Source organism: Kosakonia sp. H02 (genome assembly GCA_030704225.1).
Classification (GTDB): domain Bacteria; phylum Pseudomonadota; class Gammaproteobacteria; order Enterobacterales; family Enterobacteriaceae; genus Kosakonia.
The window spans coordinates 1248650-1273719 of sequence record CP131915.1; the positions used below are offsets into that span (position 1 = coordinate 1248650).

Below are 25070 nucleotides of genomic sequence, written 5' to 3' on the forward strand. Positions count from 1 at the left end.
GCCGTTATTGTTTCTTAAGTGTAAAAGTTTTGTTTTAAATAAGCTTAAAAACGCGCGCTGACACCCATGCTATAGAGATAATTTTGTCCGTACATCTCATTTTCCGACTGCGACATAGAGGCATAGGCTGCCAGATGCTGGTTCAGCAACATATCGGCGCCCAGCGTCACATCCATCCAGTTACCGTACTGGTTGGCGGCCGTTAAGCGATACAGACCGGACTGGCTCTTCCAGGCGTTTTCGCCAAACTGCTGGTTAAAGCTGATTTGCGCCCACGGACGCAGGTCGCCAAAGCGGCTATCCACGCGCCATCCCAGCGAACTGACGCTGGCGTGCCACAGCGGATCGCTGTAGGGCATGGTGGTCGCGCTGTCGCCAAATTCGTTATACATTGACGTCGTTGAGCCGTCGTAATGCCACACGGCGACCGGGCCGGTGGTGAACCGACGGGCCAGCGGAATATTCCAGCCAAGACTCATGGTGCTGATGGTATCCAGCGGCGTCTCGTCTGGCAGATTCAGCGCCAGGCCCGGCGAATTCTGTGCGGAGCGAATGCGTTCTTCGAGAATATCGTTATAGCGGGGTTGCCGTTCGCTATCCCATGTATAGCGTTCTGTCGTCTTATCAGTACCAACATACTCTTGCTGCCACGCCGCCGCCGTCTGGCAAAAAAGCAGACAAACAGGCAGCAGCGGCAGCACAAGGCCACTGCGGGTTGTTTTCATCAATTTACGACTCCAGAAAAGAGCCGAACTCGGCAGAATAGTTATCGTTTTTTATAGGGGCAAAAAGCCCTTTACTAAATATTGTCTTTCTGATGAACACGTCAAGGCTGGCTGGCGTTTATTTTTCCTTCACAAACGGAGTACGGATATGCAGCGTTGTGGTTGGGTCACTCAGGATCCGCTTTATCTTGCTTACCATGATAACGAATGGGGTGTAGCGCAAACGGACGGGAAAAAACTGTTTGAAATGATCTGCCTCGAAGGGCAACAGGCCGGGCTTTCATGGATTACGGTATTGAAAAAGCGGGAAAATTACCGCAACGCTTTCCATCAGTTCGACCCGGAACGGGTTGCGGCGATGACCACACAGGATGTCGAAGCTTTAGTACAGAATGCCGGGATAATTCGCCATCGCGGTAAGATTGAAGCCATTATCGGCAACGCGCGCGCCTACCTGGCGATGGCGCAAAATGGCGAGTCTTTTTCAGATTTTGTCTGGGGGTTCGTCGATAACCACCCACAAGTGACCCAGGCCACTACACTTGGCGAAATTCCCACCTCGACGCCCGCATCCGATGCGTTATCAAAAGCGCTGAAAAAACGCGGCTTTAAATTCGTCGGCACCACCATTTGTTACTCGTTTATGCAAGCCTGCGGGCTGGTCAATGACCATATCACCGGCTGCTTCTGCCACCCTGGAGGCCAGCATGATCCGCGCGTGGCATAGCGACAATCTGTCACCGCTGCTGGCGCTGTGGCTGGAGAGCACGACGCTCGCGCATCCTTTTATCGACCCGCGTTACTGGATAGAGAGCGAAGCACTGGTGCGCGACGCCTATCTTCCGTCGGCCAGTACCTGGGTCTGGGAAGAGGAGAGCGAGCTTAAAGGGTTTATCAGCGTGATGGATGAGCAATTTATCGGGGCGCTGTTTGTGCGCCCCTCATCGATTGGTCACGGTATTGGCAAGGCGCTGATGAACCACGTCAAACAGCGCTTTAACTGGCTAAGCCTTGAGGTTTACCAGAAAAATGAGCGGGCGGTGAACTTCTACCATGCGCAGGGTTTTCGTATCGAAGAGAGCGCATGGCAGGAGGAGACCGGTCACCCCACTTGGATCATGAACTGGCAGGCGGATCAAACGCCGTCAGCGTAAGCGACGGGCCGTGATATTTCTCGACCCACGCCAGCGCGGTATTCCCGGCGCAGCCATTGCCCAGACGCGAGCTGGGCAAATCTTTGGTCAGCACGTTCACGGCCCCGTTTTTACAGATACCATCCGCCGCCGGATCCAGATCCGGCCATGCGCCTTCGTGAATGCACATCACGCCAGGCTTAATGCCGTCCGTCACCACCGCGCCCGCCAGCACTTGCCCACGTTGATTCCACACTCGCACCACATCACCATGCGCAATGCCGCGCGCCTGCGCATCTTCGGGATGCAGGGTGATCGGCTCGTGCCCGGCAACGGCGTACGTTTCGCGCAGTCGGGTGAAATTAAGCTGGCTGTGCAGGCGATGCGCCGGATGCGCAGAGAGCACCTGCAACTGCTGCGGCTTTGCGTTACCGTGCCATTCATCCGGCTCCAGCCATTTCGGGTGCGGCGGACAATCGGCGTAGCCAAAGCTGTTGATACGTTCAGAGAAAATTTCAATCTTACCGCTTGGGGTTTTTAACGGATGCGCCTGCGGATCGCGGCGGAAATCGGCAAAACGGACAAAACGCGCGTTTTGATCGCTTTCGGGCATCTCAATTAACTGATTGGCCTGCCAAAATTCGTTGAACGGCGGCAGCGTCACCTGCTGGCTGGCACCGCGTTCGCCAGCAATGGCATAAAACGTCTCCAGCCATTGCAGGTCGGTTTTACCTTCGGTGAACCGCTCGCGACCGCCCGTTTCCCAGCGCTCGCTCAACTCGGCAAAAACCTCCCAGTCATCGCGCGCTTCATATTGCGGCGCGACCACGCGCTTCATCGGCACCAGATGCTGGTTGCTGTAATCACCGGTCATCGTCAGATCGTTACGCTCAAACGAGGTCGTGGCGGGCAGCACGATATCGGCGTGTTTCGCCGCCGCCGTCCAGAAGCACTCGGAAATCACTACCAGTTCCGGCTTTTGCCAGGCGCGGATCAGGCGGTTGGTATCCTGATGATGGGTAAAGTTAGCGCCGCCCGCCCACCAGACAAAACGGATATCCGGGTAGTGCCTGTCCAGACCATTGTGCTGATACGGCGCGCCGGGGTTTTCCAGCGCCTCGACAATGCGCGCGACGGGGATTTTATCCACCGCGTCCGTGCCGTCTTTCACCAGACCCTGCATTGAGCCCAGCACCGCCGCGCGGCGCGTGGGGTTGCCGCCATTGGCAAAATGGTAAGAGAGGCCAAAACCGCCGCCGGGCGTACCAATCTGCCCAAGCATCGCCGCCAGCGTCACCAGCATCCAGTGTTTTTGCTCGCCGAACTGCTGGCGCTGCATGCCCCACCCCGCCATCAGCATGGTGGTATTTTCATGGAACAGTGCTGCCAGTGCACGGATTTTCGCCGCATTAATGCCGCAGATCGTCGCCGCCCAGTCTGCCGTTTTCGCCACACCATCGCTCTCACCGGTCAGGTACGCGGCAAAAATCTCATAGCCAACGGTGCAGCGGGCAAGGAAGTCGTCATCCTGCCAGCCGTTTTCCACCAGCGTATGGGCGATACCGAGCATCAACGCCACATCGGTGCCCATATGCGGCGCCAGCCACTCTATGCTGTCGCCGAAGAAATCGACGGTTTCCGATCGCATCGGATCGATGCAGATAATCCGTTTGCCGCTTTTGCGTAGCGCATCGAAATAAGGTATGCCCTGCTCGTCGGAGGCGTTCCACGCAATTTTTAGCGTGTTCAGCGGATTCGCGCTCCACAGCACGACGACATCACTGTGCTCAAGGATCAGCGGCCAACTGGTTTGCTGCTGGTAGACTTCGTTGCCGCCGACCACGTGCGGCATGATCGCCTGCGCCGCGCCGGTGGAGTAATCCCCCAGATGGCCGGTATAACCGCCCGCGAGGCTCATATAGCGTTGCAGTAATGTCGCTGCTTTATGCAGTACCCCGTTCGAACGCCAGCCGTAAGAGCCAGCGAAAATCGATGCCGGGCCGTAGCTGTCGCGAATACGTTTGTGCTGCTCATGGATAAGCGTCAGCGCCTGCTCCCAACTGACGCGCACGAACTCGTCCTGGCCGCGCACGCCCTGCGGGTTAGCAGGCGAGGCGAGAAACCCTTTGCGCACCATCGGGTAACGCACCCGCGTTGGGCTGTGCACTTGCTCCTGCACCACGGTTTGCAGTGAGTTGGGGAAAGGGGTCGGTAATGCGCCGCGCGAGGCGAGCACGTTTTCGCCGTCGGTCTCGACCAGCATTGGCCCCCAGTGGGCCGCCGTAAGGACTGTTTTGATAGCAGAGTTTGCCAAAGCGCGCTCCTGAATAGCTTGCAGGTGGTGGCTGGTGTGTTGTTTGCGCTCTATCATCCACGGCAGCGGCGTTTTGGCAAAGAATTAAACGTCATTACGCTCAGACTGGAAGTTATGAAAATTAAATTGTCAGAAATGAAACGGTTTTTTGATTTGACTCGCACATTTGACTGCATTTTACCCTTAAATTTAATAGGGAAATGATTGGTATTCTGCTTTCTACAAGTTGCATTTTTTATAACAGGATATGGAAATTGAAATGAGACTACACACACTTAGAATTAATGGTTTTAAAAGAATTCATAATTCTCAGGTAAAATTTGGCGACGCCACGTTTCTCATTGGCTCTAATAACGCAGGAAAGAGTTCGGTTCTAAAGGCTATAGAATGGTTATTGTCTGATAAAAAAAGGATGTCACCCGATTGCTTTTGTTCTGAAGTTGACATGGAAACTGGCGAAAACAAGATAGTATGTAAGAAAATAATACTTGAAGCTGAATTTAGAAATATTCCTGAAGAAGCTAAAACATGGAGAGGATTTAAAGGAAGAATTTTTACTTATGACCCCGGCGATAGCGGTGAAACAGGAAATAGTATTTTCTACAAAAAAAGTTATTCCTTGGGGGAAGATGTTGTAATTGAATTAAAGTCACTAAAAAGAGAATTAAAGAAAGAATTTGAAAACATTAAAAAACCGAATGAATTTATTGAACAAGGTATTGATACCGATTTTATAACAGAATTATTCCCCGTTTTAGATAAAAACATTAGTGTCGGAGAAAAACAAAAACTTGAACTGATAGATGAAATTTGGGACATAACTAAAGAAGAGGTTTGGGACAAGAATCCCGGAGGTATAGGGGGGGTAGTCTTATCGAAATTGCCAAGTATTCTATTAATTCCTGCTGAATCAGGCGCAACTGAAATAGAGGAAAAAACAGGAGTACTTCAAAAAACATTGAATGAACTATTTAAAGATGTTCGAGGAATTTCCACTAATTATATGCAGGCTCAAGAATGCTTAAACGAACTTGCTAAAGAATTAAATCCCTCTGATGAAACCTCTGAATTCGGGTTAATGATGGGCGAGTTGAATAAAGTCCTTTGTGGTGTTTTTCCTGAATCAAAGATTTATGCTTCTGCCGATCTTTCTAATCCAGATACTGCATTATCACCAACCTTCACTATTGAAATGTCGAGTAACATTAGAACTTCTGTATCTAATCAAGGTACTGGCATGGTTAGGGCTGCCGTCTTTGGACTTCTTAGATTCAGACAAGAATGGTTAAGAAAAAGAGGTGGGGATGAGCGAAGCCTTATTATTGGCTTTGAAGAGCCAGAAATTTATTTGCATCCAAGTGCTGCAAATCAAATGAGAGATATAATTTATGAATTATCAGGATCATCCTCTCAAATCATTGCCACCACACACTCACCGTTCCTTATTGATTTATCGAGAAAACCACGTCAAGTTTTGAATAGATTTCATTATGATTCTTCTCATACCACAATCCATCCCTTTTCTGTGACTGAGAAGTACAAGCAATTGACCGCAGATAATAAACATTATGTAAAAATGCTAATGAAGTTGGATGATCATTTATCACGTATATTTTTTACTAAACGAGTAATAATTGTCGAAGGTGATACGGAAGAAGTGATTTTCAAGGAGGCAATTCGGAGAATGCCTGTGCTTACTAGAAACAAAATATTAACTAACACTGAATTGATAAAAGCTCGTGGTAAAGCCGCCATAATAGGCTTACTCAAATATCTTTCTGCATTGGATGTTGACTTCGTAGTTATTCATGATCGTGACAAAGGAGTAAAAGGGGCGGAAAAATTCAACTTACCTATTTTAGAAGCAGCTAGTAATCCAGATAAAGTAATCGTTGTCGAGGAATGCATCGAAGATATTCTTGGATATCCAGCCCCTAATTCAGAGAAGCCATATAATGCTTATCAGCAGACCTTAACATGGGGTGATGATTTTGACGGAATTCCAGAGAAATTAAAATATATTATGCAAAGAGCTTATGATGTTTGGTTATAGTTAAGCAAATTCTGCTAGTCAGAACTATAATGATGGGCTTGTTAAGCAAGCCCATCATTATTATTGAACTTTATACTGTTACTAGGTGCTTTAATTATTTGATTCATGACATTCAATGAATTTGGAGCATGCAGCAGGTAGATGACCCTACAGCCAAAATGATAGCATTTCCAATAACTTTGTATTCATACCTTCGTCAACTCAATATTGGCTATACGAGATATGGTCATTCCCAAATGAGATAATAAGTGATAAGCAGAGCTTAACGCTTGATTGCCCGCCGTTTCGCGTTAATGTGTGGGCAACCATTCACGGCGAGGGAAGCAATCATGGCGAAAACGGCGCGCGCCACCATCAGCGATGTGGCGAAAGCAGCGAACACAGGCAAAACCAGTATTTCACGCTATCTCAACGGTGAAAAACATCTGCTTTCCGCTGCCCTGCTGGCGCGTATTGAACAGGCCATTGCCGAACTCGATTATCGCCCAAGCCTGATGGCGCGCGGCCTGAAGCGTGGTCGTACGCGGCTTATCGGGCTGATTATCGCCGATATCACCAACCCCTATTCCGTGCATGTGCTGAGCGGCATTGAAGCCGCCTGTCGCGAGAAAGGCTTTACCCCGCTGGTGTGTAACACCAATAACGAAGTGGATCAGGAGCTGCACTACCTCGATCTGCTGCGCAGCTACCAGGTGGAAGGCATTGTGGTGAATGCCGTGGGGATGCGCGAAGAGGGGCTGAACCGTCTGCAACAATCTTCTCTACCGATGGTGCTGATTGACCGCAAAATCCCCGATTTCGCCTGCGATGTGGTGGGGCTGGATAACATCCAGGCCGCCACTACCGCCACGGAACACCTGGTCGATCAGGGCTTCGAAGCCCTGCTGTTTCTCAGCGAACCGCTCGGCACCGTCAACACTCGCCGCGAACGTTTACAGGCATTTCGCAACACCCTTGCCCGCTACCCCGGCATGGTGGCGGAAAACGCCGAAACGGTGCTGCATGAGGCGGCGCAACTGGACAATATTCTGCGCCAGTTTCACGCCAGCCACCGGGGGATGCGCAAAGCGGTTATCTCCGCCAACGGTGCGTTAACGCTCCAGGTCGCGCGGTCGTTAAAGCGCATCGGCCTGAACTGGGGCAGCGATATCGGCCTGCTCGGTTTTGACGAGCTGGAGTGGGCCGAGCTGGCAGGCGTGGGAATTACCACGCTCAAACAGCCGACCTGGCAAATCGGTTATGCCGCTGTCGAGCAGGTGGTGCGCCGGATTGAAGGCCACAGCGACACCGTGCGCGAGCAGGTTTTTTCCGGCGAACTGATCGTGCGCGGCTCCACCGCCCGTTAATTTCCCTTCGTGATGTCGATCATAAATTCGACATGCTGAACTTTTCTTTGGAACCGGTTCCATCTAGCGTTAAAGACAGAATAAAACCCTGTCGTGAGTTGGGAACCGGATTATGCAAAGAAAAATTATCGTCGTTACCGCTGCGTATGGACGCGATCAAATCAGCGCGCTGGGCGGGCAAGTCGCCACCCTGCCAATCATTGCCGAAGCCGGTGCCGATGGCGTGGAAATCCGCCGCGAACTGCTGAGCGACGAAGCGTTAGCGCATCTGCCTTCGCTGGCTTTCGCCATTGATATGCACAATCTGCAAGCCTGCTACTCCGCGCCGGAACCGCTGTGTCTGGCGGATGGCACCCTCAACCCGCGCCTGCCTGCCTTGCTGGAAGAAGCCCGCACACTTAACGCCCTGTGGCTGAAAGTCTCCCTCGGCCATTTTCGCGATAACGCCGTGCTGGAAACCCTGCGCGGCTGGCTGGCGGCAAGCACTGTGCCGCTGGTGGTGGAAAATGATCAGACGCAATGCGGCAAACTCGCGCCGATGCTGCGTTTTAAAGCCGCCTGCCACACGCTGAACCTTCCCGTCACGTTGACTTTTGATACCGGAAATTGGCTGTGGGTCGGCGATACGCCGGAAGAGGCCGCGCGCCAGCTTGCCCCCGCCGTGAGCTATATCCATGTCAAAGCCGTCGTTACCGACGGTGTTCATCATCGCGCCGTTCCACCCGATGAACACGACCCGTGCTGGCTGGCGCTGCTCAACAGCCTTCCCGCCGATGTACCGCGCGGTATTGAGTTCCCGCTGGAAGGTGACGATTTAACCGCCGTTACCCGTCATTACGTTTCGTTGTTACGCAAGGAGCCAAGCCATGCATAACCCGCTGGATGTCATCACCATTGGCGAAGCGATGGCGATGTTTGTCGCCACCGAAACCGGCGATCTGGCCGATGCCGGGCAGTTTATTAAACGCGCGGCGGGCGCAGAGCTGAATGTCGCGACCGGCCTGGCGCGTCTGGGCTTGAAAGTGAGCTGGGTGAGCCGCGTCGGCGATGACAGTTTTGGTCGATTTATTCTCAATACGCTGCGTAAAGAGGGCATTGATGCCGCTGGCGTCACCCTTGATACGCGCTACCCGACTGGCTTTCAGCTTAAATCGAAATGCGATGATGGAACCGATCCCATCGTGGAGTATTTCCGTAAAGGCTCCGCCGCCAGCCATCTTTCGCCGGAAGATTTCAACGCTGCGGTGTTTAGCGACGCGCGTCACCTGCATATGAGCGGCGTGGCGGCGGCGCTGTCGCCCACCTCTTACGCCCTGCTGGAGCACGCGGCGAAGACGATGAAAGCGCAGGGCAAAACCCTCTCTTTCGACCCGAACCTGCGCCCGGTGCTGTGGAACAGTGAAGCGGAGATGGTGGAAAAGCTGAACGCACTGGCATTCCAGGCCGACTGGGTGCTGCCGGGGCTGAAAGAAGGGGTGATCCTCACGGGTCAACAAACGCCAGAAGGGATTGCTGATTTCTATCTGCAACGCGGTGTGCGGGCAGTGATTATCAAAACAGGTGCCGATGGCGCGTGGTTCAAAACCGCCAGCGGCGAGCAGGGTGCTGTTGCGCCCGTTATCGTGGAGAACGTGGTAGATACGGTGGGTGCCGGAGATGGCTTCGCCGTGGGGGTACTCAGTGCCCTGCTGGAAGGAAAAACGCTGCACGATGCCGTGCGCCGGGGAAATGCTATCGGCGCGCTGGCGATTCAGGTGCCAGGCGACAGCGAAGGATTGCCAACCCGTGCGGAGCTGGGGGCGCTGTAATTCCCCTCTCCCATCGATACCGAAACCGCGCTGTACCCTACATGACAGGCGGCAGATAACCTCAACCATAGAGGCAACCTTATGAGCAACGCCACAAATTCAGCCAAACGCTGGCTCTACATCATGCCGATTGTATTTATCACTTACAGTCTGGCCTACCTTGACCGGGCGAACTTTAGCTTCGCCTCCGCCGCCGGGATCAACGACGATTTAGGCATCACCAAAGGCGTTTCGTCGCTGCTGGGCGCGCTGTTTTTCCTCGGCTACTTCTTCTTTCAGATCCCCGGCGCGGTGTACGCCGAGCGACGTAGCGTGCGCAAACTTATCTTTATCTGCCTGATTTTATGGGGCGCGTGCGCGTCATTAACCGGCGTGGTGAGCAATATTCCGATGCTGGCCGCCATCCGCTTTGTCCTCGGCGTGGTGGAAGCGGCCGTCATGCCCGCGATGCTGATTTACATCAGTAACTGGTTTACCAAATCGGAGCGCTCGCGCGCCAATACCTTTCTGATCCTCGGTAACCCGGTGACGGTGCTGTGGATGTCGGTGGTCTCCGGCTACCTGATCCAGTCTTTCGGCTGGCGCGAAATGTTTATTATTGAGGGCGTGCCGGCGGTGATCTGGGCGTTCTGCTGGTGGGTGCTGGTGAAAGATAAACCGACGCAGGTGAAGTGGCTGTCGGATGATGAAAAAACCGCATTGCAGGCGCAGCTTGATAAAGAACAACAGGGCATCAAAGCCGTGCGCAACTACAGCGAAGCGTTCCGCTCGCGCAATGTGGTGCTGCTGTGCCTGCAATATTTCGCCTGGAGCATCGGCGTGTATGGTTTTGTGCTGTGGCTGCCGTCGATTATTCGCAGCGGCGGCGAAAACCTCGGTATGGTCGAAGTGGGCTGGCTCTCTTCTGTGCCTTACCTGGCAGCGACCGTGGCGATGATCCTTGCGTCATGGGCGTCCGATAAGCTGCAAAACCGCAAACTGTTTGTCTGGCCGCTGCTGCTGATTGCCGCCTTCGCCTTTATCGGTTCGTGGGCCGTGGGCGCAAACCATTTCTGGGTTTCTTACACGCTGCTGGTGATTGCGGGTGCCGCGATGTACGCGCCGTATGGCCCGTTCTTCGCCATTATCCCGGAGATGCTGCCGCGTAATGTCGCCGGGGGCGCAATGGCTTTAATCAACAGTATGGGCGCGCTGGGTTCCTTCTGTGGCTCGTGGTTTGTCGGGTATCTCAACGGGGCCACTGGCAGCCCGTCTGCGTCGTACATTTTTATGGGGGTGGCACTTTTCGCCTCCGTATGGCTTACTTTGATTGTTAAGCCTGCTAACAATAACACCATCCCGGCAGGCGCACCGTCACGAGGGAGAACCGCATGAAGCCATCCATCATTCTATACAAAGCCTTGCCTGATGACCTGTTACAACGCCTGGAAACACATTTCACCATCACCCGTGTTGCCGATCTCAAGCCGGAGACGGTAAAGCAAAACGCTGACGCCTTCGCCAGCGCACAGGGGTTGTTGGGATCCAGTCAAAACGTAGATGCCGCGCTGTTAGAAAAAATGCCGCAACTGCGCGCGACATCGACCATTTCGGTGGGCTATGACAATTTTGATGTCGATGCGCTGAATGCACGCAAGATTGTGCTGATGCACACGCCAACGGTGCTGACCGAAACGGTCGCCGATACCATGATGACATTGGTGCTAAGCAGCGCGCGCCGCGTAGTGGAAGTAGCCGGGCGCGTGAAAGCGGGCGAATGGACCTCCGGCATTGGTCCTGACTGGTTTGGCATCGACGTGCACCATAAAACCATGGGCATTGTCGGCATGGGCCGCATTGGGCTGGCGCTGGCGCAGCGCGCGCATTTTGGTTTCGGCATGCCGATTCTCTACAACGCGCGCCGCCAGCATGCGGAAGCGGAAGAGCGTTTCCAGGCGCGCTACTGCGATTTGGATACCCTGCTAAAAGAGTCTGATTTTGTCTGTCTGGTGCTACCGCTCACCGACGAGACGCATCACCTGATCGGTAAAAAGCAGTTCGAAATGATGAAGAAATCCGCCATCTTTATCAACGCCGGGCGTGGCCCGGTGGTTGATGAGAACGCGTTAATTGAGGCGCTGCAAAGCGGCGAAATCTACGCTGCCGGGCTGGATGTGTTTGAACAAGAGCCGCTACCGGTAACCTCGCCGCTGCTGTCACTGCCTAACGTCGTGGCACTGCCGCATATTGGTTCCGCCACGCATGAGACGCGCTACAACATGGCGGCCTGTGCGGTCGATAATCTTATCGATGCGCTGAACGGTAAGGTGGAGAAAAACTGCGTCAATCCGCAGGTTGTGCGCTAAGCAAATGCAGCAATAAAAAAGAGGCGATCGGATCGCCTCTTTTTTTTGCCTGTGCCAGATTACTGCTGCGTGGCGGAGACCGTTGCCGCCCAGGCCTGAGTAAACGCCTGATGCTGCGCCGCCAGCGGCCCAATCAGTGCGTTATACTGGCTGGCCTGCGGTGAGGTCGGGAACTGAATGCCGTTCGCCACAAAGCTCACCTGCGTCCCCTGCTGAGCGATAAAGTCGCCAACCTGCACCAGTTGCTGGGTGAAAACCTGCGCCGCCGGAATAAGCGGTTGCAGCGCGTTCGCCGGGTTGGTCACCACTTTGGTATACACCTGGTCATAAACCGGCTTCAGATCGTCCGCCTGTTTTAACGCCGCATGCGAGGCATCAGCCTGCATTTTCGCGTTCTGCAACTGCTGGCTCAGCACGCCGAGGGAACCATTGGCCTGACGAAGCGGTTCACGCTGCGTCATATAATCCTGCGGCACGCGGATGGCATTCACGCTATCTACGACCGGACGCAGACCGGAGTCCATCGCCTGGTTAACCTGCTGGGAATAGCCATAAATCACAGCGTAGTCAGAAACAAACGGACCGAACTGTTTCTTCTGATCCGCCGTCAGGGCCGGCAGACGTTCGCTACTGCGCATCGCCGTATTCTGTAAGAAATCGATAAACGCTTTGCGCTGATCGCCTTCTTTGTCAAAACACCCACTCAGGCTAACTACCATTAATAACGCCGCAACAGACGCAAACCAGCGAGAGCAGGACTTTCCTGTCGCCATTTTCTTACTCCTTTCACCCATAAAAGCGCTTCTCGGCACACGCGTGCCTGACGGCTTACAAGGATAGTCCAGGTCCGCGTCGCAAGATACCCCTTCATTGCATTCAAAAGCGTGCGGATCCGTTTTGGCACGATATTTTCCACGAGACCGTACAGAATATTCCTAATCCAAATTTTTGCTGACGATTTACAAATTAATTCTGACAAAACGTAGCGTCTTATTAATCAATCAATTAAGCGGCAAGCAAGCGGGAGAAGGTGCATTGCAGGCACATCTTCCTTAGCAATAATCCTTGTCGCCTCCTCACGCCAGGATTTTTCCCGACTATTCTTAACAAGCTGTATCACGATCCCGCTGTGTGATTTTATGAGGAGTGCTCAATGGAATATAAAGATCCAATGTTTGAACTGATGAGCAGTCTCGAACAAATTGTGTTTAAGAAAGATGTTGCGCAGCCGGTAACCCTAAGCAAAAAGACGAATTCCCTTAATGATTTTGAACTATTGCGACGTGGAACCGGGCTGAAAATTGATGACTTCGCTCGTGCAATGGGAGTCTCTGTATCAATGGTGCACGAATGGGAATCACAACGTATAAAACCCACCGCCACCGAGATGAAACTGATGCGTCTGATTCATGCGAACCCGACGCTCAGCAGACAGTTGATTGATTAAGTAAGTAAGTAGCTCGACAAGAACCCCCGTCAACCGGGGGTTTAAATTTTTGATCGTAACCTGCGCCAGCGATTGAATAGTGCCAACGAGATAGCGCCCGGTGCGCGACACTATTGCCCGGAGCCGCAACCATCACGCCTACGGTGATAATCATCGCGCCGCCGAAGGCTTTAAAGGCGAAATCCAACGCACCATAACCGGCCATGCGGACAATCTCATAACCCGGTAAGTTTCTCTATCGGCATAAAAAAACCCGCCGCAGCGGGTTTTTTATGGCTTTTACTCTTACTGCAACAGGGAGATATCCGCCACTTGCAGGAACAGTTCACGCAGTTTTGCCAGCAGCGTCAGTCGGTTAATACGCACGTCTTTATCGTCGGCATTGACCATCACGTTCTCAAAGAACTCATCCACCGGTTCGCGCAGTTGCGCAAGCTCAATTAAGGCTTCCTGATAACGGCCTTCGGCGAAGAACGGCTGCAACTTATCGCGCAGCACAACCACGTTGCCTGCCAGTTTGATTTCCGCCGCTTCTTTCAGCACTGCTGCCTGAACGTTTTCGTTCAGCGTTTCATCGGATTTCGCCAGGATGTTGGAAACGCGCTTGTTGGCTGCCGCCAGCGCCGCCGCTTCGTCCAGCGTACGGAAGTGGGAAACCGCCTTCATACGCGCATCGAAGTCTGCCGGTTTGGTCGGACGACGCGCCAGCACCGCCTGGATAGTATCGACGCTGTAGCCTTCGTCCTGATACCAGGCGCGGAAACGGCCGAGCATAAAGTCGATCACATCATCGACCACTTTCGCGTTGGTCAGCTTGTCGCCGTACAGACGCACCGCTTCTTCGGTCAGGGTTTGCAGATCCAGCGCAAGGTTCTTCTCAACGATAATACGCAGCACGCCCAGCGCGGCGCGGCGCAGCGCGAACGGGTCTTTATCGCCTTTCGGATGCTGACCGATACCGAAGATACCCGCCAGGGTGTCCATCTTATCGGCAATCGCCACGGCGCAGGCAACCGGGCTAGATGGCAGTTCATCCCCGGCAAAACGCGGTTGATACTGCTCGTTCAGCGCCACGGCTACATCTTCGGCTTCGCCGTCGTGACGCGCATAATGCATGCCCATCACGCCCTGGGTGTCGGTAAATTCGAACACCATGTTGGTCATCAGATCGCACTTGGAGAGCAAACCGGCGCGCGTCGCGTGGTTCACATCCGCGCCAATCTGCCTGGCAATCCAGCCCGCCAGCGCCTGAATACGATCGGTCTTATCGCGAAGCGTACCCAACTGTTGCTGGAACAGCACGGTTTGCAGACGCGGCAGGTTGTCTTCGAGACGTTTTTTACGGTCGGTATTGAAGAAGAACTCGGCATCCGCCAGACGCGGGCGCACGACTTTTTCATTACCGGAGATAATCTGTTGCGGATCTTTCGATTCGATATTGGCGACGAAGATGAAATTCGGCAGCAGTTTGCCGTCGTTGCCATACACCGGGAAGTACTTCTGGTCACCCTTCATGGTGTAAACCAGCGCTTCTGCCGGAACGGCCAAAAACTTCTCTTCGAACTTCGCGGTCAGCACCACCGGCCACTCAACCAGGGACGTCACTTCTTCCAGCAGGCTGTCGCTCAGATCGGCTTTACCGCCAATCTTACGCGCCGCGTCTTCCGCATCCGCTTTGATTTTGGCTTTACGCGCGGCGTAATCCGCCATCACTTTGCCGCGCTCCAGCAGGATTTGCGGGTATTGATCGGCGGTATCGATGGTGAACTCCGGCTCGCCCATAAAGCGGTGGCCGCGGATCACGCGATCGGACTGAATGCCGAGAATAGTCGCCGGAACAACGGTATCGCCCAGCAGCAGCGTCACGGTATGAACCGGGCGTACAAAATGCACGTCCGACGCGCCCCAGCGCATCAGTTTCGGGATCGGCAGTTTGCTTAATGAATTGGCAATCATGTTCGGCAGCAGCGCTTCCACGCTTTCGCCTTTTACATGCGCACGGTAAAGCAGCCATTCGCCTTTGTCGGTCGTCAGACGCTCGGCCTGATCGACGGTGATACCGCAGCCGCGCGCCCAACCTTCCGCCGCTTTGCTCGGTTTACCTTCGGCGTCAAACGCCTGGGCGATGGCCGGGCCGCGTTTTTCGACTTCGCGATCCGGTTGCGATGCAGCCAGTTTGGCTACTTTCAGCGCCAGACGGCGCGGTGCAGCAAACCACTCGACGTCGCCGTGGGCAACGCCTGCGGCATCCAGTTCAGCAGTAAAGTTAGCAGCGAAGGACTCGGCCAGGCTGCGCAGTGCTTTTGGTGGCAGCTCTTCGGTGCCGATTTCCACCAGGAACGTTTTCTCAGACATGGCCGCCTCTTATTTCTTTCTGTTGCACATCGGGAAGCCGAGGGCTTCACGGGAAGCGTAATAGGCCTCAGCCACTGCTTTGGTCAGCGTACGGATGCGCAGAATATAGCGCTGGCGTTCCGTCACGGAGATGGCTTTACGCGCATCCAGCAGGTTGAAGCTATGGGCGGCCTTCAGAATGCGCTCGTAAGCAGGCAGCGGCAGCGGGTTTTCCAGCGCCAGAAGCTGCTGTGCCTCTTTTTCATACTGCTCGAAGCAGGTGAAGAGGAAGTCGACATCCGCGTATTCGAAGTTGTAAGTGGACTGCTCCACTTCGTTTTGATGGAACACATCGCCGTAGGTGGTTTTACCCAGCGGGCCGTCGCTCCAGACCAGGTCGTAAACGCTGTCTACGCCCTGAATGTACATAGCCAGACGTTCCAGACCGTAAGTGATTTCACCGGTAATCGGTTTGCACTCCAGGCCGCCAACCTGCTGGAAGTAGGTGAACTGCGTCACTTCCATGCCGTTGAGCCACACTTCCCAGCCCAGACCCCAGGCACCCAGCGTCGGGTTTTCCCAGTTATCTTCCACGAAACGAATATCGTGAATGGTCGGATCCATACCCAGCTCTTTCAGTGACCCGAGATACAGTTCCTGAATGTTATCCGGAGAGGGTTTAATGACCACCTGGAACTGATAATAGTGCTGTAAGCGGTTCGGGTTTTCGCCGTAGCGACCGTCGGTCGGGCGGCGGGACGGCTGCACATACGCGGTTGCCATTGGTTCTGGCCCCAGCGCGCGCAGGCTGGTCATCGGGTGCGAGGTGCCAGCGCCCACTTCCATGTCCAGAGGTTGAACAATGGTGCAGCCCTGACGAGCCCAATAATCCTGTAAGGTCAGGATCAGACCCTGAAAGGTCCTGGTATCAAACTTTTGCATATTATTTCGTGCTGGATACGTGTGGATTTAAAGGAAGCGCTCAGTATACCCGCTGACTGCAAGATATACAGTACGAAACGGGTTTGTTTACGGAAAATTGGAAAATGCGACCGACTTTGGGCCGTAATCGGCGGGTTAACGCATCGAAAGGTGTAAAAACTCGCCTTCAGCGTCAAAAGCACAAACAAACGCTTCGCGACGCGGCGTCACACCGCGCATTTCGTAACTGCTCTGGTATTGTTCAAAGCCGGTCACAGCGATTTGCTGTACGCCGGTGTTATAGCGATGCGCTGCATTTTGTCGGCATGTTTGCTCCATATCGAGGGAGTGCGCCGGGCCAACGCGCGCGGTTTGCGCTTTCTGCGCGGGCATATTGTGGGCGGCGCTACAGCCCGCTAATAGCAGCATCAGCGCCGGAAAGATACACTTCATCAATTTTCACTCTGGCCCGGTCGCAGGCTGTCATTTTTGTGGCGGAAATAGCAATTGTGCAAATCAGTGGAAAAGTAACAAGCAATAGCGGGAAAACTCAGAATTATCCAAAGAGATACGCGGATACATTACCAGTCTGAGAATATTTGTCGGCAACGTGACACAGAGGAACTGATGCAGTCGAAAATTCACTGGATAGATAACCTGCGAGGAATAGCCTGTTTAATGGTGGTGATGATCCACACCACCACCTGGTACCTTACCAACCCGGCGAGCGTCACCACGTACGACTGGGATGTTGCCAACCTGCTTAATTCCGCCTCCCGCGTGAGCGTCCCGCTTTTTTTTATGATTTCTGGTTACCTCTTTTTCGGCGAACGCAGCGCCCAGCCGCGCCACTTTTTACGTATCGCGCTGTGTCTGGCGTTTTATAGCCTGGTCGCACTGCTCTATATCGTGCTGTTTACCTCAATTAACAGTGAGTTATCACTGAAAAATCTGCTGCAAAAACCGGTGTTCTATCACCTGTGGTTTTTCTTCGCGATTATCGTTATCTACCTGGTGTCGCCGTTAATTCAGGTCAAGGCTCTGAGCGGCAAAATGCTGCTGGCGCTGGTGGTGGTCATAGGCGTTATCGCCAACCCCAATACGGTGTCGCAAAAAGTGGGCGGTTTCGAATGGCTGCCGGTCAATCTCTATATCAGCGGTGACACGGTTTACTACATTCTGTACGCCATGCTCGGGCGCGCTATTGGCATGATGGAAACGCAGAAACGGGCGCTCACCTGGCTGAGTGTCGCCGTGTTTGTCCTGGCGGTGCTGGCGATTTCGCGTGGCACGCTGCATGAACTGAAATGGCGGGGCAATTTTGCCGATACCTGGTATCTCTATTGCGGCCCGCTGGTTTTCCTCTGCGCTATCGCTTTGTTTACGCTGGTGAAAAACACGCTAAATAGTCGCACCCTGCCGGGATTAGCGCTGATTTCGCGCCATTCGCTGGGTATTTACGGTTTTCACGCGCTCATTATTCACGCCCTGCGTACACGCGGCGTTGAGCTACAAGCCTGGCCGTTGCTCGATGTGCTGTGGATTTTCACCGCCACGCTGGCGGCCAGTCTCGCGCTGTCAATGCTGGTACAGCGCATCGATAAACGACGTTTTGTCAGTTAAGCGTTCTGGCCCACCGTGATGGGCGGGCCGAAAAGGTTATGACATCAGCGGTAATAGCTGCTGGTAAATCTGGCGGAAGGTCTCGCGCCGCGACGCATAGTGCGCATGGCGCTGCGCATCCGGCAGATGCTGCTGCTCAATCGGCAGTTGCGGCAGCAGTGTTGCCAGCGGCGTTTGCGGGTTGACGGCAATTTGCGCCAGACGCGCCGCGCCGAGCGCCGGGCCAACATCGCCACCGGTGCGGTAGTCCAGTTGCAGGCCACTGATATCCGCCAGCATCTGACGCCACCAGGCACTGCGCGCCCCGCCGCCGATAAGGGTAATACTTTGCGGCGTCACGCCACAGGCGTGCACCACGTCCATGCCGTCCGCCAGCGCGTAACCGACACCTTCCAGCACCGCGCGGGCCAGTTCCCCTTGCCCGTGCTGATGGGTCAGACCAAAGAAGACGCCTTTCGCCTGCGGGTTGTTATGCGGCGTGCGCTCACCAGAAAGATAAGGCAAAAACCACACATCCCCGGCGTTATCGTCCGCCTGCTGCGCGGCGCTAATCAGCGCCTGCACCGAGCCTAAACCGGTCAGTTTTGCTGCCCAGTCCAGGCAGGATGCCGCGCTGAGCATCACTGACATCAAATGCCAGCGCCCCGGCAGCGCGTGGCAAAAGCTGTGTACCGCGCTTTCCGGCTTGCTGAGAAACCCTTCACTGACAGCGAAATAAACACCTGAAGTACCAAGCGATAGCATCGCCTGGCCTGCATCCGCCATGCCGACACCCACCGCGCCCGCGGCGTTATCGCCACCGCCCGCCACCACCGGAACCACCGGCATCGACCAGCGCCGGGCAATCTCTGGCAGTAGCTCACCCGTGATTTCACTGCCTTCAAACAGCGCGGGCATATGGCTGCGCGAGAGCGAGCAAGCGGAGAGCATCTCGTCGCTCCAGTCGCGTTTTGCCACATCCAGCCACATGGTGCCCGCTGCATCTGACATATCGCTGGCAAATACCCCGGACATTTTCAGGCGCAGGAAGTCTTTCGGCAGCAGCACTTTCGCCACTTTCGCGAAAACCTCAGGTTCGTGGCGCTGCACCCACAGCAGCTTGGGCGCGGTAAAGCCGGGCATCATCAGGTTACCGGTGATGGCGCGGGAATTTTTGACTTGTGCTTCCAGTAGCTGGCACTCTTCGCCGCAGCGTCCGTCATTCCATAAGATGGCCGGGCGCAACACGCGATTTTCACTATCGAGCAAGGTTGCGCCGTGCATCTGCCCGGCAAGGCCAATCGCTTTCACCTGCGAAAGTGAATGCGCCGCGCCGAGCGCCTGAATGGCGCGATCCGTTGCCTGCCACCAGCTTTCGGGATCTTGCTCCGACCACAGCGGGTGCGGGCGGGATACGCTGAGTTTTTCCGTATGGGAGGCCAACACATCGCCCTGCTCACCGAGCAGGATTGCCTTCACGCCAGAGGTGCCGAGATCGATCCCGATATACATAGTGACCACTCCTTTTGTGGCTTTGGCCGGTTACTTATCGAAGAGATAAGCGTTAACCAGGTTTTCCAGTTGCTCCTGGTGGCCGCTCTGATGACGCGGGGCCAGGTTCTGCTGCTCAGCGTACTTCGCCAACTCCGCCAGGCTAAGCTGTCCCTGCAAAATTTGCTGGCCCAGCTCACCATTCCAGCCTGCATAACGCTTCGCCACACGTTTATCCAGCTCACCCTCTTCCACCATGCGGGCCGCAATTTTCAGCGCCAGCGCCATAGTATCCATCGCGCCAATGTGGCCGTAGAAAAGGTCGTATTTATCGGTACTCTGGCGACGCACTTTGGCATCGAAGTTCAGGCCGCCGGTGGTGAAACCGCCTGCTTTGAGAATTTCATACATCACCAGCGCATTCTCTTCGACGCTGTTCGGGAACTGGTCGGTATCCCAGCCGAGCTGCGGATCGCCACGGTTGGCATCTACGGATCCGAACAGCCCCAGCGCGATAGCGGTGGCGATTTCATGGTGGAACGAGTGACCCGCGAGCGTGGCGTGGTTCGCTTCGATATTCAGTTTGATCTCTTTTTCCAGACCGAACTGTTTCAGGAAGCCATACACGGTAGCCGCGTCGTAATCGTACTGGTGCTTGGTCGGCTCCTGCGGTTTTGGCTCGATAAGCAACGTGCCGCGAAAACCAATTTTGTGTTTGTGCTCAACCACCATATGCATAAAGCGGCCAATCTGCTCGCGCTCCTGGCGCAGGTCGGTATTCAGTAGGGTTTCATACCCTTCGCGACCGCCCCACAGCACATAGTTTTCACCGCCGAGTTTATGGGTGGCGTTCATGGCGCTCACCACCTGGGTGGCCGCCCAGCTAAACACTTCCGGATCCGGGTTGGTGGCTGCGCCTGCGCCGTAGCGCGGGTTAGTAAAGCAGTTTGCCGTGCCCCATAGCAGCTTCACGCCGCTCTGCTGCTGTTTTTCTCCTAATACATCAACCATCTGCGCAAAGTTGTTGAGATACTCTTTCAGCGACGCGCCTTCCGGGGAGACGTCCACATCATGGAAGCAGTAAAACGGCACATTCAGTTTATGGAAAAACTCGAAGGCGACATCGGCTTTACGTTTCGCCAGCGCCATCGCCTCGCCGGGCTGCTGCCACGGGCGATCAAAAGCGCCAACACCGAACATATCCGCGCCATTCCAGCAGAACGTATGCCAGTAGCAGGCGGCAAAACGCAGGTGATCTTCCATGCGTTTACCGAGCACCAGCTCATCCGGATTGTAATGACGAAACGCTAAAGGATTCGTGGTTTTCGGGCCTTCAAAACGAACCCTTTCCAGCTGGTCGAAATAAGCTTGCATAATGAGCTCCATTGGCGAGTGTACATATCTGAGCTAATACTGGATTCTCCGCAGGCCTTGCTCAATTACGTTATTTCACACTGCCATTAAGAGAATACGCAAACGTGCGCTGGCTCGCAAAATAACAGCAACATTTGCTGCGACGTGCTTTCCTGCTTTTTATGCAACGCTGGTTTAGTTTTTTTTAAAATAAGATCGAGGTCATAAATCAGCAAATAAACCAAAAAACGTAACGCCCGGATTAAAATCTGTAATTGCCAGCGCTTGATTCTGCGTTAAGAATTTGCTCGTCCAAAGCAGTGCATGTTTCTTTTATCTCGCTCACCACCCTACGAAAGGTATTACTATTATGAAGATAAAGAACCTTTGCCTTACACTCTGCGCTTCCCTGCTGCTTGCCAGCGTGGCCAGTCATGCCAAAGAGGTGAAAATCGGCATGGCGATTGACGACCTGCGCCTTGAACGCTGGCAAAAAGACCGCGACATTTTTGTTAAAAAAGCCGAATCGCTCGGTGCCAATGTGTTTGTTCAGTCCGCTAACGGGAATGAAGAGACACAGATGTCGCAGATTGAAAATATGATTAACCGCGGCGTCGATGTGCTGGTTATTATTCCCTACAACGGCCAGGTATTAAGTAATGTTGTAAAAGAAGCTAAGCAAGAAGGAATTAAAGTGCTGGCTTATGATCGCATGATTAATAATGCAGATATTGATTTCTATATTTCGTTCGACAATGAAAAAGTCGGGGAATTACAGGCGCAAAGCCTCGTCAACAAAGTCCCTCAGGGTAATTATTTCTTAATGGGTGGCTCGCCGGTGGATAATAACGCCAAGCTGTTCCGCGCCGGGCAAATGAAAGTGTTAAAACCCTATGTTGATAGCGGAAAAATAAAAATCGTCGGCGATCAGTGGGTCGATGGTTGGCTGCCGGAAAATGCGCTGAAAATAATGGAGAACGCGCTGACCGCTAACAATAACAAAATCGACGCCGTCGTGGCCTCAAACGACGCGACGGCCGGGGGCGCAATTCAGGCATTAAGCGCGCAGGGGCTAGCCGGGAAAGTGGCTATCTCCGGGCAGGATGCGGATCTCGCGGGGGTCAAACGGCTGATTAACGGCAGCCAGACGATGACCGTCTACAAACCAATCACTCAACTTGCCAACACGGCGGCGGAAATTGCCGTTGAACTCGGTAACGGGCAGCAGCCAAAAGCGGATGCTTCGCTGAACAACGGCTTAAAAGATGTTCCAGCCCGTTTGCTGACGCCGATTGAGGTCACGAAAGACAACATTGACGCAACGGTGATTAAAGACGGCTTCCACCAGAAGAACCAGCTCTGAAACCAGCGACGCGTCTGGGGTTAACCCGGGCGCGTCGCTGTCCTCTCTTTCAGGCGCTGTAATACCTGCGAACCACGTGGAGCGGCCATGCCTTATTTACTCGAAATGAAGAACATCACCAAAGCCTTTGGTGTCGTCAAGGCGGTGGATAATGTCAGCCTGCGCCTTAACGCGGGCGAAGTGTTATCGCTGTGCGGCGAGAATGGCTCTGGTAAATCCACACTCATGAAGGTGCTGTGTGGGATCTATCCGGCGGGCAGCTATGAAGGTGAAATTGTCTTCGCCGGGGAAACCTTGCAGGCCAGCCATATCCGCGACACCGAGCGCAAAGGTATCGCCATCATTCATCAGGAGCTGGCGCTGGTGAAGCACCTTACGGTGCTGGAAAACATCTTTCTCGGCACGGAAATTACCCGCCACGGCGTAATGGATTACGACCTGATGACTCTGCGCTGTGAAAAGCTGCTAGAGCAGGTAAGCCTGAATATTTCACCGGATACCCGCGTCGGTGATTTAGGGCTGGGCCAGCAGCAACTGGTAGAGATTGCCAAAGCGCTGAACAAACAGGTGCGGTTATTGATTCTTGATGAACCCACCGCTTCGCTGACCGAGCAGGAAACTGCCGTTCTGCTGGATATCATCCGCGATCTGCGTAACCACGATATTGCCTGCATCTACATCTCCCACAAGCTTAATGAAGTCAAAGCGATATCCGATGTGATTAGCGTTATCCGCGACGGCAAGCATATTGGCACCCGCGACGCCGCCGGGATGAGCGAAGACGACATTATTACCATGATGGTGGGGCGCGAGCTGACCGCACTTTACCCCAGTGAACCCCATACCACAGGCGCGGAGATCCTGCGCGTCGAGCATCTGACCGCCTGGCATCCGGTCAATCGCCATATCAAACGTGTCAACGACATCTCCTTTAGCCTGAAACGCGGCGAGATCCTCGGCATTGCCGGGCTGGTCGGCGCCGGGCGTACCGAAGCCGTACAGTGCCTGTTTGGCGTGTGGCCGGGGCGCTGGGAAGGGCAAATTTTTCTGGATGGCAAACCGGTGCAGATCCGCCACTGCCAGCAGGCCATCGAACACGGCATTGCGATGGTGCCGGAAGACCGCAAAAAAGACGGCATTGTGCCGGTGATGGCGGTGGGCAAAAACATTACGCTGGCGGCGCTGAATCAGTTTACCGGCGCGCTCAGCAGCCTGGATGACGCCGCCGAACAGGCGTGTATTTTACAGTCGCTTCAGCGCCTTAAGGTCAAAACCTCCTCCCCGGAGCTGGCGATTGGTCGGCTGAGCGGCGGCAATCAGCAAAAAGCGATTCTCGCCCGCTGCCTGTTACTCAACCCGCGCATCCTGATCCTGGATGAGCCGACGCGCGGCATTGATATCGGCGCGAAATATGAAATCTACAAACTGATTAACCAACTGGTGCAGCAGGGGATTGCCGTCATTGTTATCTCATCTGAGCTGCCCGAAGTGCTGGGCTTAAGCGATCGGGTGCTGGTAATGCATGAAGGCAAGCTAAAAGCCGACCTAATCAATCGTAATCTGACCCAGGAGCAGGTCATGGAAGCGGCGCTGAGGAGCGAACATCATGTCGAAAAGCAACCCGTCTGAAATTAAGTTATCCACCGCGTCGCCGGGGGCCTTCTCCGGTCTGAAATCCCTGAACCTGCAAGTATTCGTGATGCTTGCCGCCATTGTGGTGATCATGCTGTTTTTCACCGGTATGACCGATGGCGCTTACCTGAGCGCGCGTAATATCTCTAACCTGCTGCGCCAGACGGCCATTACCGGCATCCTGGCGGTGGGGATGGTGTTTGTGATTATCTCCGCCGAAATCGACCTCTCTGTCGGTTCAATGATGGGCCTGCTGGGCGGCGCGGCGGCAATTTTTGATGTCTGGTTCGGCTGGCCGCTGCCGCTTACCGTGGCGGTGACGCTGGTACTCGGCCTGCTGCTCGGCGCGTGGAACGGCTGGTGGGTGGCGTATCGCAAAGTGCCGTCATTTATTGTCACCCTCGCCGGGATGCTGGCCTTTCGCGGCGTGTTGATCGGCATCACCAACGGCACCACGGTTTCTCCCACCAGTGCGGCGATGTCGCAAATCGGGCAGAGCTATTTGCCGGACGGCGTTGGTTTTGGCGTCGGCGCGCTGGGGCTGGTTGCCTTTGTGCTCTGGCAGTGGCGCGGGCGGATGCGCCGCCAGTCGCTCGGCTTAGCCACGTCATCTTCCGGCAATGCAGTTGGTCGCCAGGCGATTATCGCGGTGATCGTGCTCGGCGCAATCTGGCTGCTCAATGATTACCGTGGTGTGCCAACGCCGGTGCTGCTGCTTGCTTTCCTGCTGCTGGCCGGGTTGTTTATGGCAACGCGTACCGCGTTTGGCCGCCGAATCTACGCGATTGGCGGCAATCTGGATGCCGCGCGGCTGTCCGGGATTAACGTCGAGCGCACCAAACTGGCGGTGTTTGCCATCAACGGATTAATGGTGGCGATTGCCGGGCTTATCCTCAGTTCACGTCTCGGCGCAGGTTCGCCGTCGGCAGGGAACATTGCCGAACTGGATGCCATTGCCGCCTGCGTCATTGGCGGCACCAGTCTGGCGGGCGGTATCGGTAGTGTCGCCGGTGCGGTGATGGGCGCATTTATTATGGCCTCGCTGGATAACGGCATGAGCATGATGGATGTGCCCACATTCTGGCAGTACATCGTTAAAGGGGCGATTTTGCTGCTGGCGGTCTGGATGGATTCGGCAACGAAACGTCGTGCCTGATGGGAGCGAATACGGGTGCTGTCACACTGCCGGATCTTTTTTATCCG

At 54.4% G+C, this 25070-nt stretch carries 21 protein-coding genes; 13 read left to right on the top strand and 8 right to left on the bottom strand.

Going from position 1 to position 25070, the window contains the following annotated elements; all coding sequences use genetic code 11:
- Positions 1–44: 44 nt before the first annotated feature.
- Positions 45–725: an autotransporter domain-containing protein gene (locus Q5705_05915; protein ID WLI78083.1), complete on the bottom strand. Its 681-nt coding sequence runs from the start codon at positions 723–725 to the stop codon at positions 45–47.
- A 148-nt stretch (positions 726–873) separates the two neighbouring features.
- Here Q5705_05915 and tag point away from each other — a divergent pair, with 148 nt between their 5' ends.
- Both tag and Q5705_05925 read left to right on the top strand, forming a co-directional pair.
- Complete coding sequence (tag, locus tag Q5705_05920; protein ID WLI78084.1) at positions 874–1452, top strand: DNA-3-methyladenine glycosylase I; 579 nt, start codon at positions 874–876, stop codon at positions 1450–1452.
- Entirely contained in the window at positions 1433–1879 is a 447-nt protein-coding gene (locus tag Q5705_05925) for an N-acetyltransferase (GenBank protein ID WLI78085.1), read from the top strand. The genes tag and Q5705_05925 overlap by 20 nt, the downstream gene beginning before the upstream one ends.
- On the opposite strand, the gene Q5705_05930 is transcribed toward Q5705_05925, so the two are convergent.
- Positions 1842–4172 (bottom strand): molybdopterin guanine dinucleotide-containing S/N-oxide reductase, encoded by a 2331-nt coding sequence (locus tag Q5705_05930; protein WLI78086.1) that lies wholly within the window; start codon positions 4170–4172, stop codon positions 1842–1844. The genes Q5705_05925 and Q5705_05930 overlap by 38 nt on opposite strands.
- 247 nt (positions 4173–4419) lie before the next feature.
- Here Q5705_05930 and Q5705_05935 point away from each other — a divergent pair, with 247 nt between their 5' ends.
- From Q5705_05935 to ghrB, 6 genes are all read left to right on the top strand, one after another.
- Positions 4420–6225, top strand: a complete 1806-nt coding sequence (locus Q5705_05935) for an AAA family ATPase (protein ID WLI78087.1) — start codon at positions 4420–4422, stop codon at positions 6223–6225.
- A 329-nt stretch (positions 6226–6554) separates the two neighbouring features.
- Positions 6555–7571: a LacI family DNA-binding transcriptional regulator gene (locus Q5705_05940; protein WLI78088.1), complete on the top strand. Its 1017-nt coding sequence runs from the start codon at positions 6555–6557 to the stop codon at positions 7569–7571.
- Between the two features lie 112 nt (positions 7572–7683).
- The gene (locus Q5705_05945) at positions 7684–8445 is read left to right on the top strand and encodes a sugar phosphate isomerase/epimerase (GenBank protein WLI78089.1); all 762 of its coding nucleotides are present in this window, start codon (positions 7684–7686) and stop codon (positions 8443–8445) included.
- Entirely contained in the window at positions 8438–9379 is a 942-nt protein-coding gene (locus Q5705_05950; protein ID WLI78090.1) for a sugar kinase, read from the top strand. The genes Q5705_05945 and Q5705_05950 overlap by 8 nt, the downstream gene beginning before the upstream one ends.
- A gap of 81 nt (positions 9380–9460) precedes the next feature.
- Complete coding sequence (locus tag Q5705_05955) at positions 9461–10753, top strand: MFS transporter (protein ID WLI78091.1); 1293 nt, start codon at positions 9461–9463, stop codon at positions 10751–10753.
- Complete coding sequence (gene ghrB, locus Q5705_05960) at positions 10750–11724, top strand: glyoxylate/hydroxypyruvate reductase GhrB (protein WLI78092.1); 975 nt, start codon at positions 10750–10752, stop codon at positions 11722–11724. Before Q5705_05955 ends, ghrB begins: the two co-directional genes overlap by 4 nt.
- A gap of 59 nt (positions 11725–11783) precedes the next feature.
- Here ghrB and Q5705_05965 read toward each other — a convergent pair whose 3' ends face one another.
- Positions 11784–12497 (bottom strand): DUF3053 domain-containing protein, encoded by a 714-nt coding sequence (locus Q5705_05965; GenBank protein WLI78093.1) that lies wholly within the window; start codon positions 12495–12497, stop codon positions 11784–11786.
- Between the two features lie 380 nt (positions 12498–12877).
- Here Q5705_05965 and Q5705_05970 point away from each other — a divergent pair, with 380 nt between their 5' ends.
- Entirely contained in the window at positions 12878–13171 is a 294-nt protein-coding gene (locus Q5705_05970) for an HTH-type transcriptional regulator (protein WLI78094.1), read from the top strand.
- Positions 13172–13456: 285 nt separating this feature from the next.
- Here the strand turns inward: Q5705_05970 and glyS are convergent, their stop codons facing one another.
- From glyS to Q5705_05985, 3 genes are all read right to left on the bottom strand, one after another.
- Positions 13457–15526, bottom strand: coding sequence for a glycine--tRNA ligase subunit beta (gene glyS, locus Q5705_05975; protein ID WLI78095.1), 2070 nt, complete (start codon positions 15524–15526; stop codon positions 13457–13459).
- Between the two features lie 9 nt (positions 15527–15535).
- The gene (gene glyQ, locus Q5705_05980) at positions 15536–16447 is read right to left on the bottom strand and encodes a glycine--tRNA ligase subunit alpha (protein ID WLI78096.1); all 912 of its coding nucleotides are present in this window, start codon (positions 16445–16447) and stop codon (positions 15536–15538) included.
- 135 nt (positions 16448–16582) lie between these two features.
- On the bottom strand, positions 16583–16879 hold the full coding sequence (locus Q5705_05985) for a YsaB family lipoprotein (GenBank protein ID WLI78097.1): 297 nt from the start codon (positions 16877–16879) through the stop codon (positions 16583–16585).
- A 174-nt stretch (positions 16880–17053) separates the two neighbouring features.
- Here Q5705_05985 and Q5705_05990 point away from each other — a divergent pair, with 174 nt between their 5' ends.
- Positions 17054–18049, top strand: a complete 996-nt coding sequence (locus Q5705_05990) for an acyltransferase (GenBank protein WLI78098.1) — start codon at positions 17054–17056, stop codon at positions 18047–18049.
- A 36-nt stretch (positions 18050–18085) separates the two neighbouring features.
- Here the strand turns inward: Q5705_05990 and xylB are convergent, their stop codons facing one another.
- Positions 18086–19540 carry a xylulokinase gene (gene xylB, locus Q5705_05995; GenBank protein WLI78099.1) on the bottom strand — a complete coding sequence of 485 codons (1455 nt, stop codon included), beginning with the start codon at positions 19538–19540 and terminating at the stop codon, positions 18086–18088.
- Positions 19541–19570: 30 nt separating this feature from the next.
- Complete coding sequence (gene xylA / locus Q5705_06000; GenBank protein ID WLI78100.1) at positions 19571–20893, bottom strand: xylose isomerase; 1323 nt, start codon at positions 20891–20893, stop codon at positions 19571–19573.
- 349 nt (positions 20894–21242) lie between these two features.
- On the opposite strand from xylA, the gene xylF reads away from it, so the two are divergent.
- The 3 genes from xylF to gguB all read left to right on the top strand — a co-directional run bounded on the left by xylF (position 21243) and on the right by gguB (position 25023).
- On the top strand, positions 21243–22235 hold the full coding sequence (gene xylF / locus Q5705_06005) for a D-xylose ABC transporter substrate-binding protein (protein WLI78101.1): 993 nt from the start codon (positions 21243–21245) through the stop codon (positions 22233–22235).
- An 87-nt stretch (positions 22236–22322) separates the two neighbouring features.
- Positions 22323–23864, top strand: a complete 1542-nt coding sequence (locus Q5705_06010; protein WLI78102.1) for a xylose ABC transporter ATP-binding protein — start codon at positions 22323–22325, stop codon at positions 23862–23864.
- Positions 23842–25023 carry a sugar ABC transporter permease gene (gene gguB / locus Q5705_06015; protein WLI78103.1) on the top strand — a complete coding sequence of 394 codons (1182 nt, stop codon included), beginning with the start codon at positions 23842–23844 and terminating at the stop codon, positions 25021–25023. Before Q5705_06010 ends, gguB begins: the two co-directional genes overlap by 23 nt.
- Positions 25024–25070 lie beyond the last annotated feature (47 nt).

Coding starts and splice junctions, on each gene's coding strand:
- Q5705_05985 (WLI78097.1), bottom strand. CDS start 16,879: ATGAAGTGTATCTTTCCGGCGCTGATGCTGCTATTAGCGGGCTGTAGC.
- glyQ (WLI78096.1), bottom strand. CDS start 16,447: ATGCAAAAGTTTGATACCAGGACCTTTCAGGGTCTGATCCTGACCTTA.
- tag (WLI78084.1), top strand. CDS start 874: ATGCAGCGTTGTGGTTGGGTCACTCAGGATCCGCTTTATCTTGCTTAC.
- xylB (WLI78099.1), bottom strand. CDS start 19,540: ATGTATATCGGGATCGATCTCGGCACCTCTGGCGTGAAGGCAATCCTG.
- xylF (WLI78101.1), top strand. CDS start 21,243: ATGAAGATAAAGAACCTTTGCCTTACACTCTGCGCTTCCCTGCTGCTT.
- xylA (WLI78100.1), bottom strand. CDS start 20,893: ATGCAAGCTTATTTCGACCAGCTGGAAAGGGTTCGTTTTGAAGGCCCG.
- Q5705_05970 (WLI78094.1), top strand. CDS start 12,878: ATGGAATATAAAGATCCAATGTTTGAACTGATGAGCAGTCTCGAACAA.
- Q5705_05945 (WLI78089.1), top strand. CDS start 7,684: ATGCAAAGAAAAATTATCGTCGTTACCGCTGCGTATGGACGCGATCAA.
- Q5705_05990 (WLI78098.1), top strand. CDS start 17,054: ATGCAGTCGAAAATTCACTGGATAGATAACCTGCGAGGAATAGCCTGT.
- glyS (WLI78095.1), bottom strand. CDS start 15,526: ATGTCTGAGAAAACGTTCCTGGTGGAAATCGGCACCGAAGAGCTGCCA.
- gguB (WLI78103.1), top strand. CDS start 23,842: ATGTCGAAAAGCAACCCGTCTGAAATTAAGTTATCCACCGCGTCGCCG.
- Q5705_05965 (WLI78093.1), bottom strand. CDS start 12,497: ATGGCGACAGGAAAGTCCTGCTCTCGCTGGTTTGCGTCTGTTGCGGCG.
- Q5705_05935 (WLI78087.1), top strand. CDS start 4,420: ATGGAAATTGAAATGAGACTACACACACTTAGAATTAATGGTTTTAAA.
- Q5705_05950 (WLI78090.1), top strand. CDS start 8,438: ATGCATAACCCGCTGGATGTCATCACCATTGGCGAAGCGATGGCGATG.
- Q5705_05940 (WLI78088.1), top strand. CDS start 6,555: ATGGCGAAAACGGCGCGCGCCACCATCAGCGATGTGGCGAAAGCAGCG.
- Q5705_05955 (WLI78091.1), top strand. CDS start 9,461: ATGAGCAACGCCACAAATTCAGCCAAACGCTGGCTCTACATCATGCCG.
- Q5705_06010 (WLI78102.1), top strand. CDS start 22,323: ATGCCTTATTTACTCGAAATGAAGAACATCACCAAAGCCTTTGGTGTC.
- Q5705_05925 (WLI78085.1), top strand. CDS start 1,433: ATGATCCGCGCGTGGCATAGCGACAATCTGTCACCGCTGCTGGCGCTG.
- Q5705_05915 (WLI78083.1), bottom strand. CDS start 725: ATGAAAACAACCCGCAGTGGCCTTGTGCTGCCGCTGCTGCCTGTTTGT.
- ghrB (WLI78092.1), top strand. CDS start 10,750: ATGAAGCCATCCATCATTCTATACAAAGCCTTGCCTGATGACCTGTTA.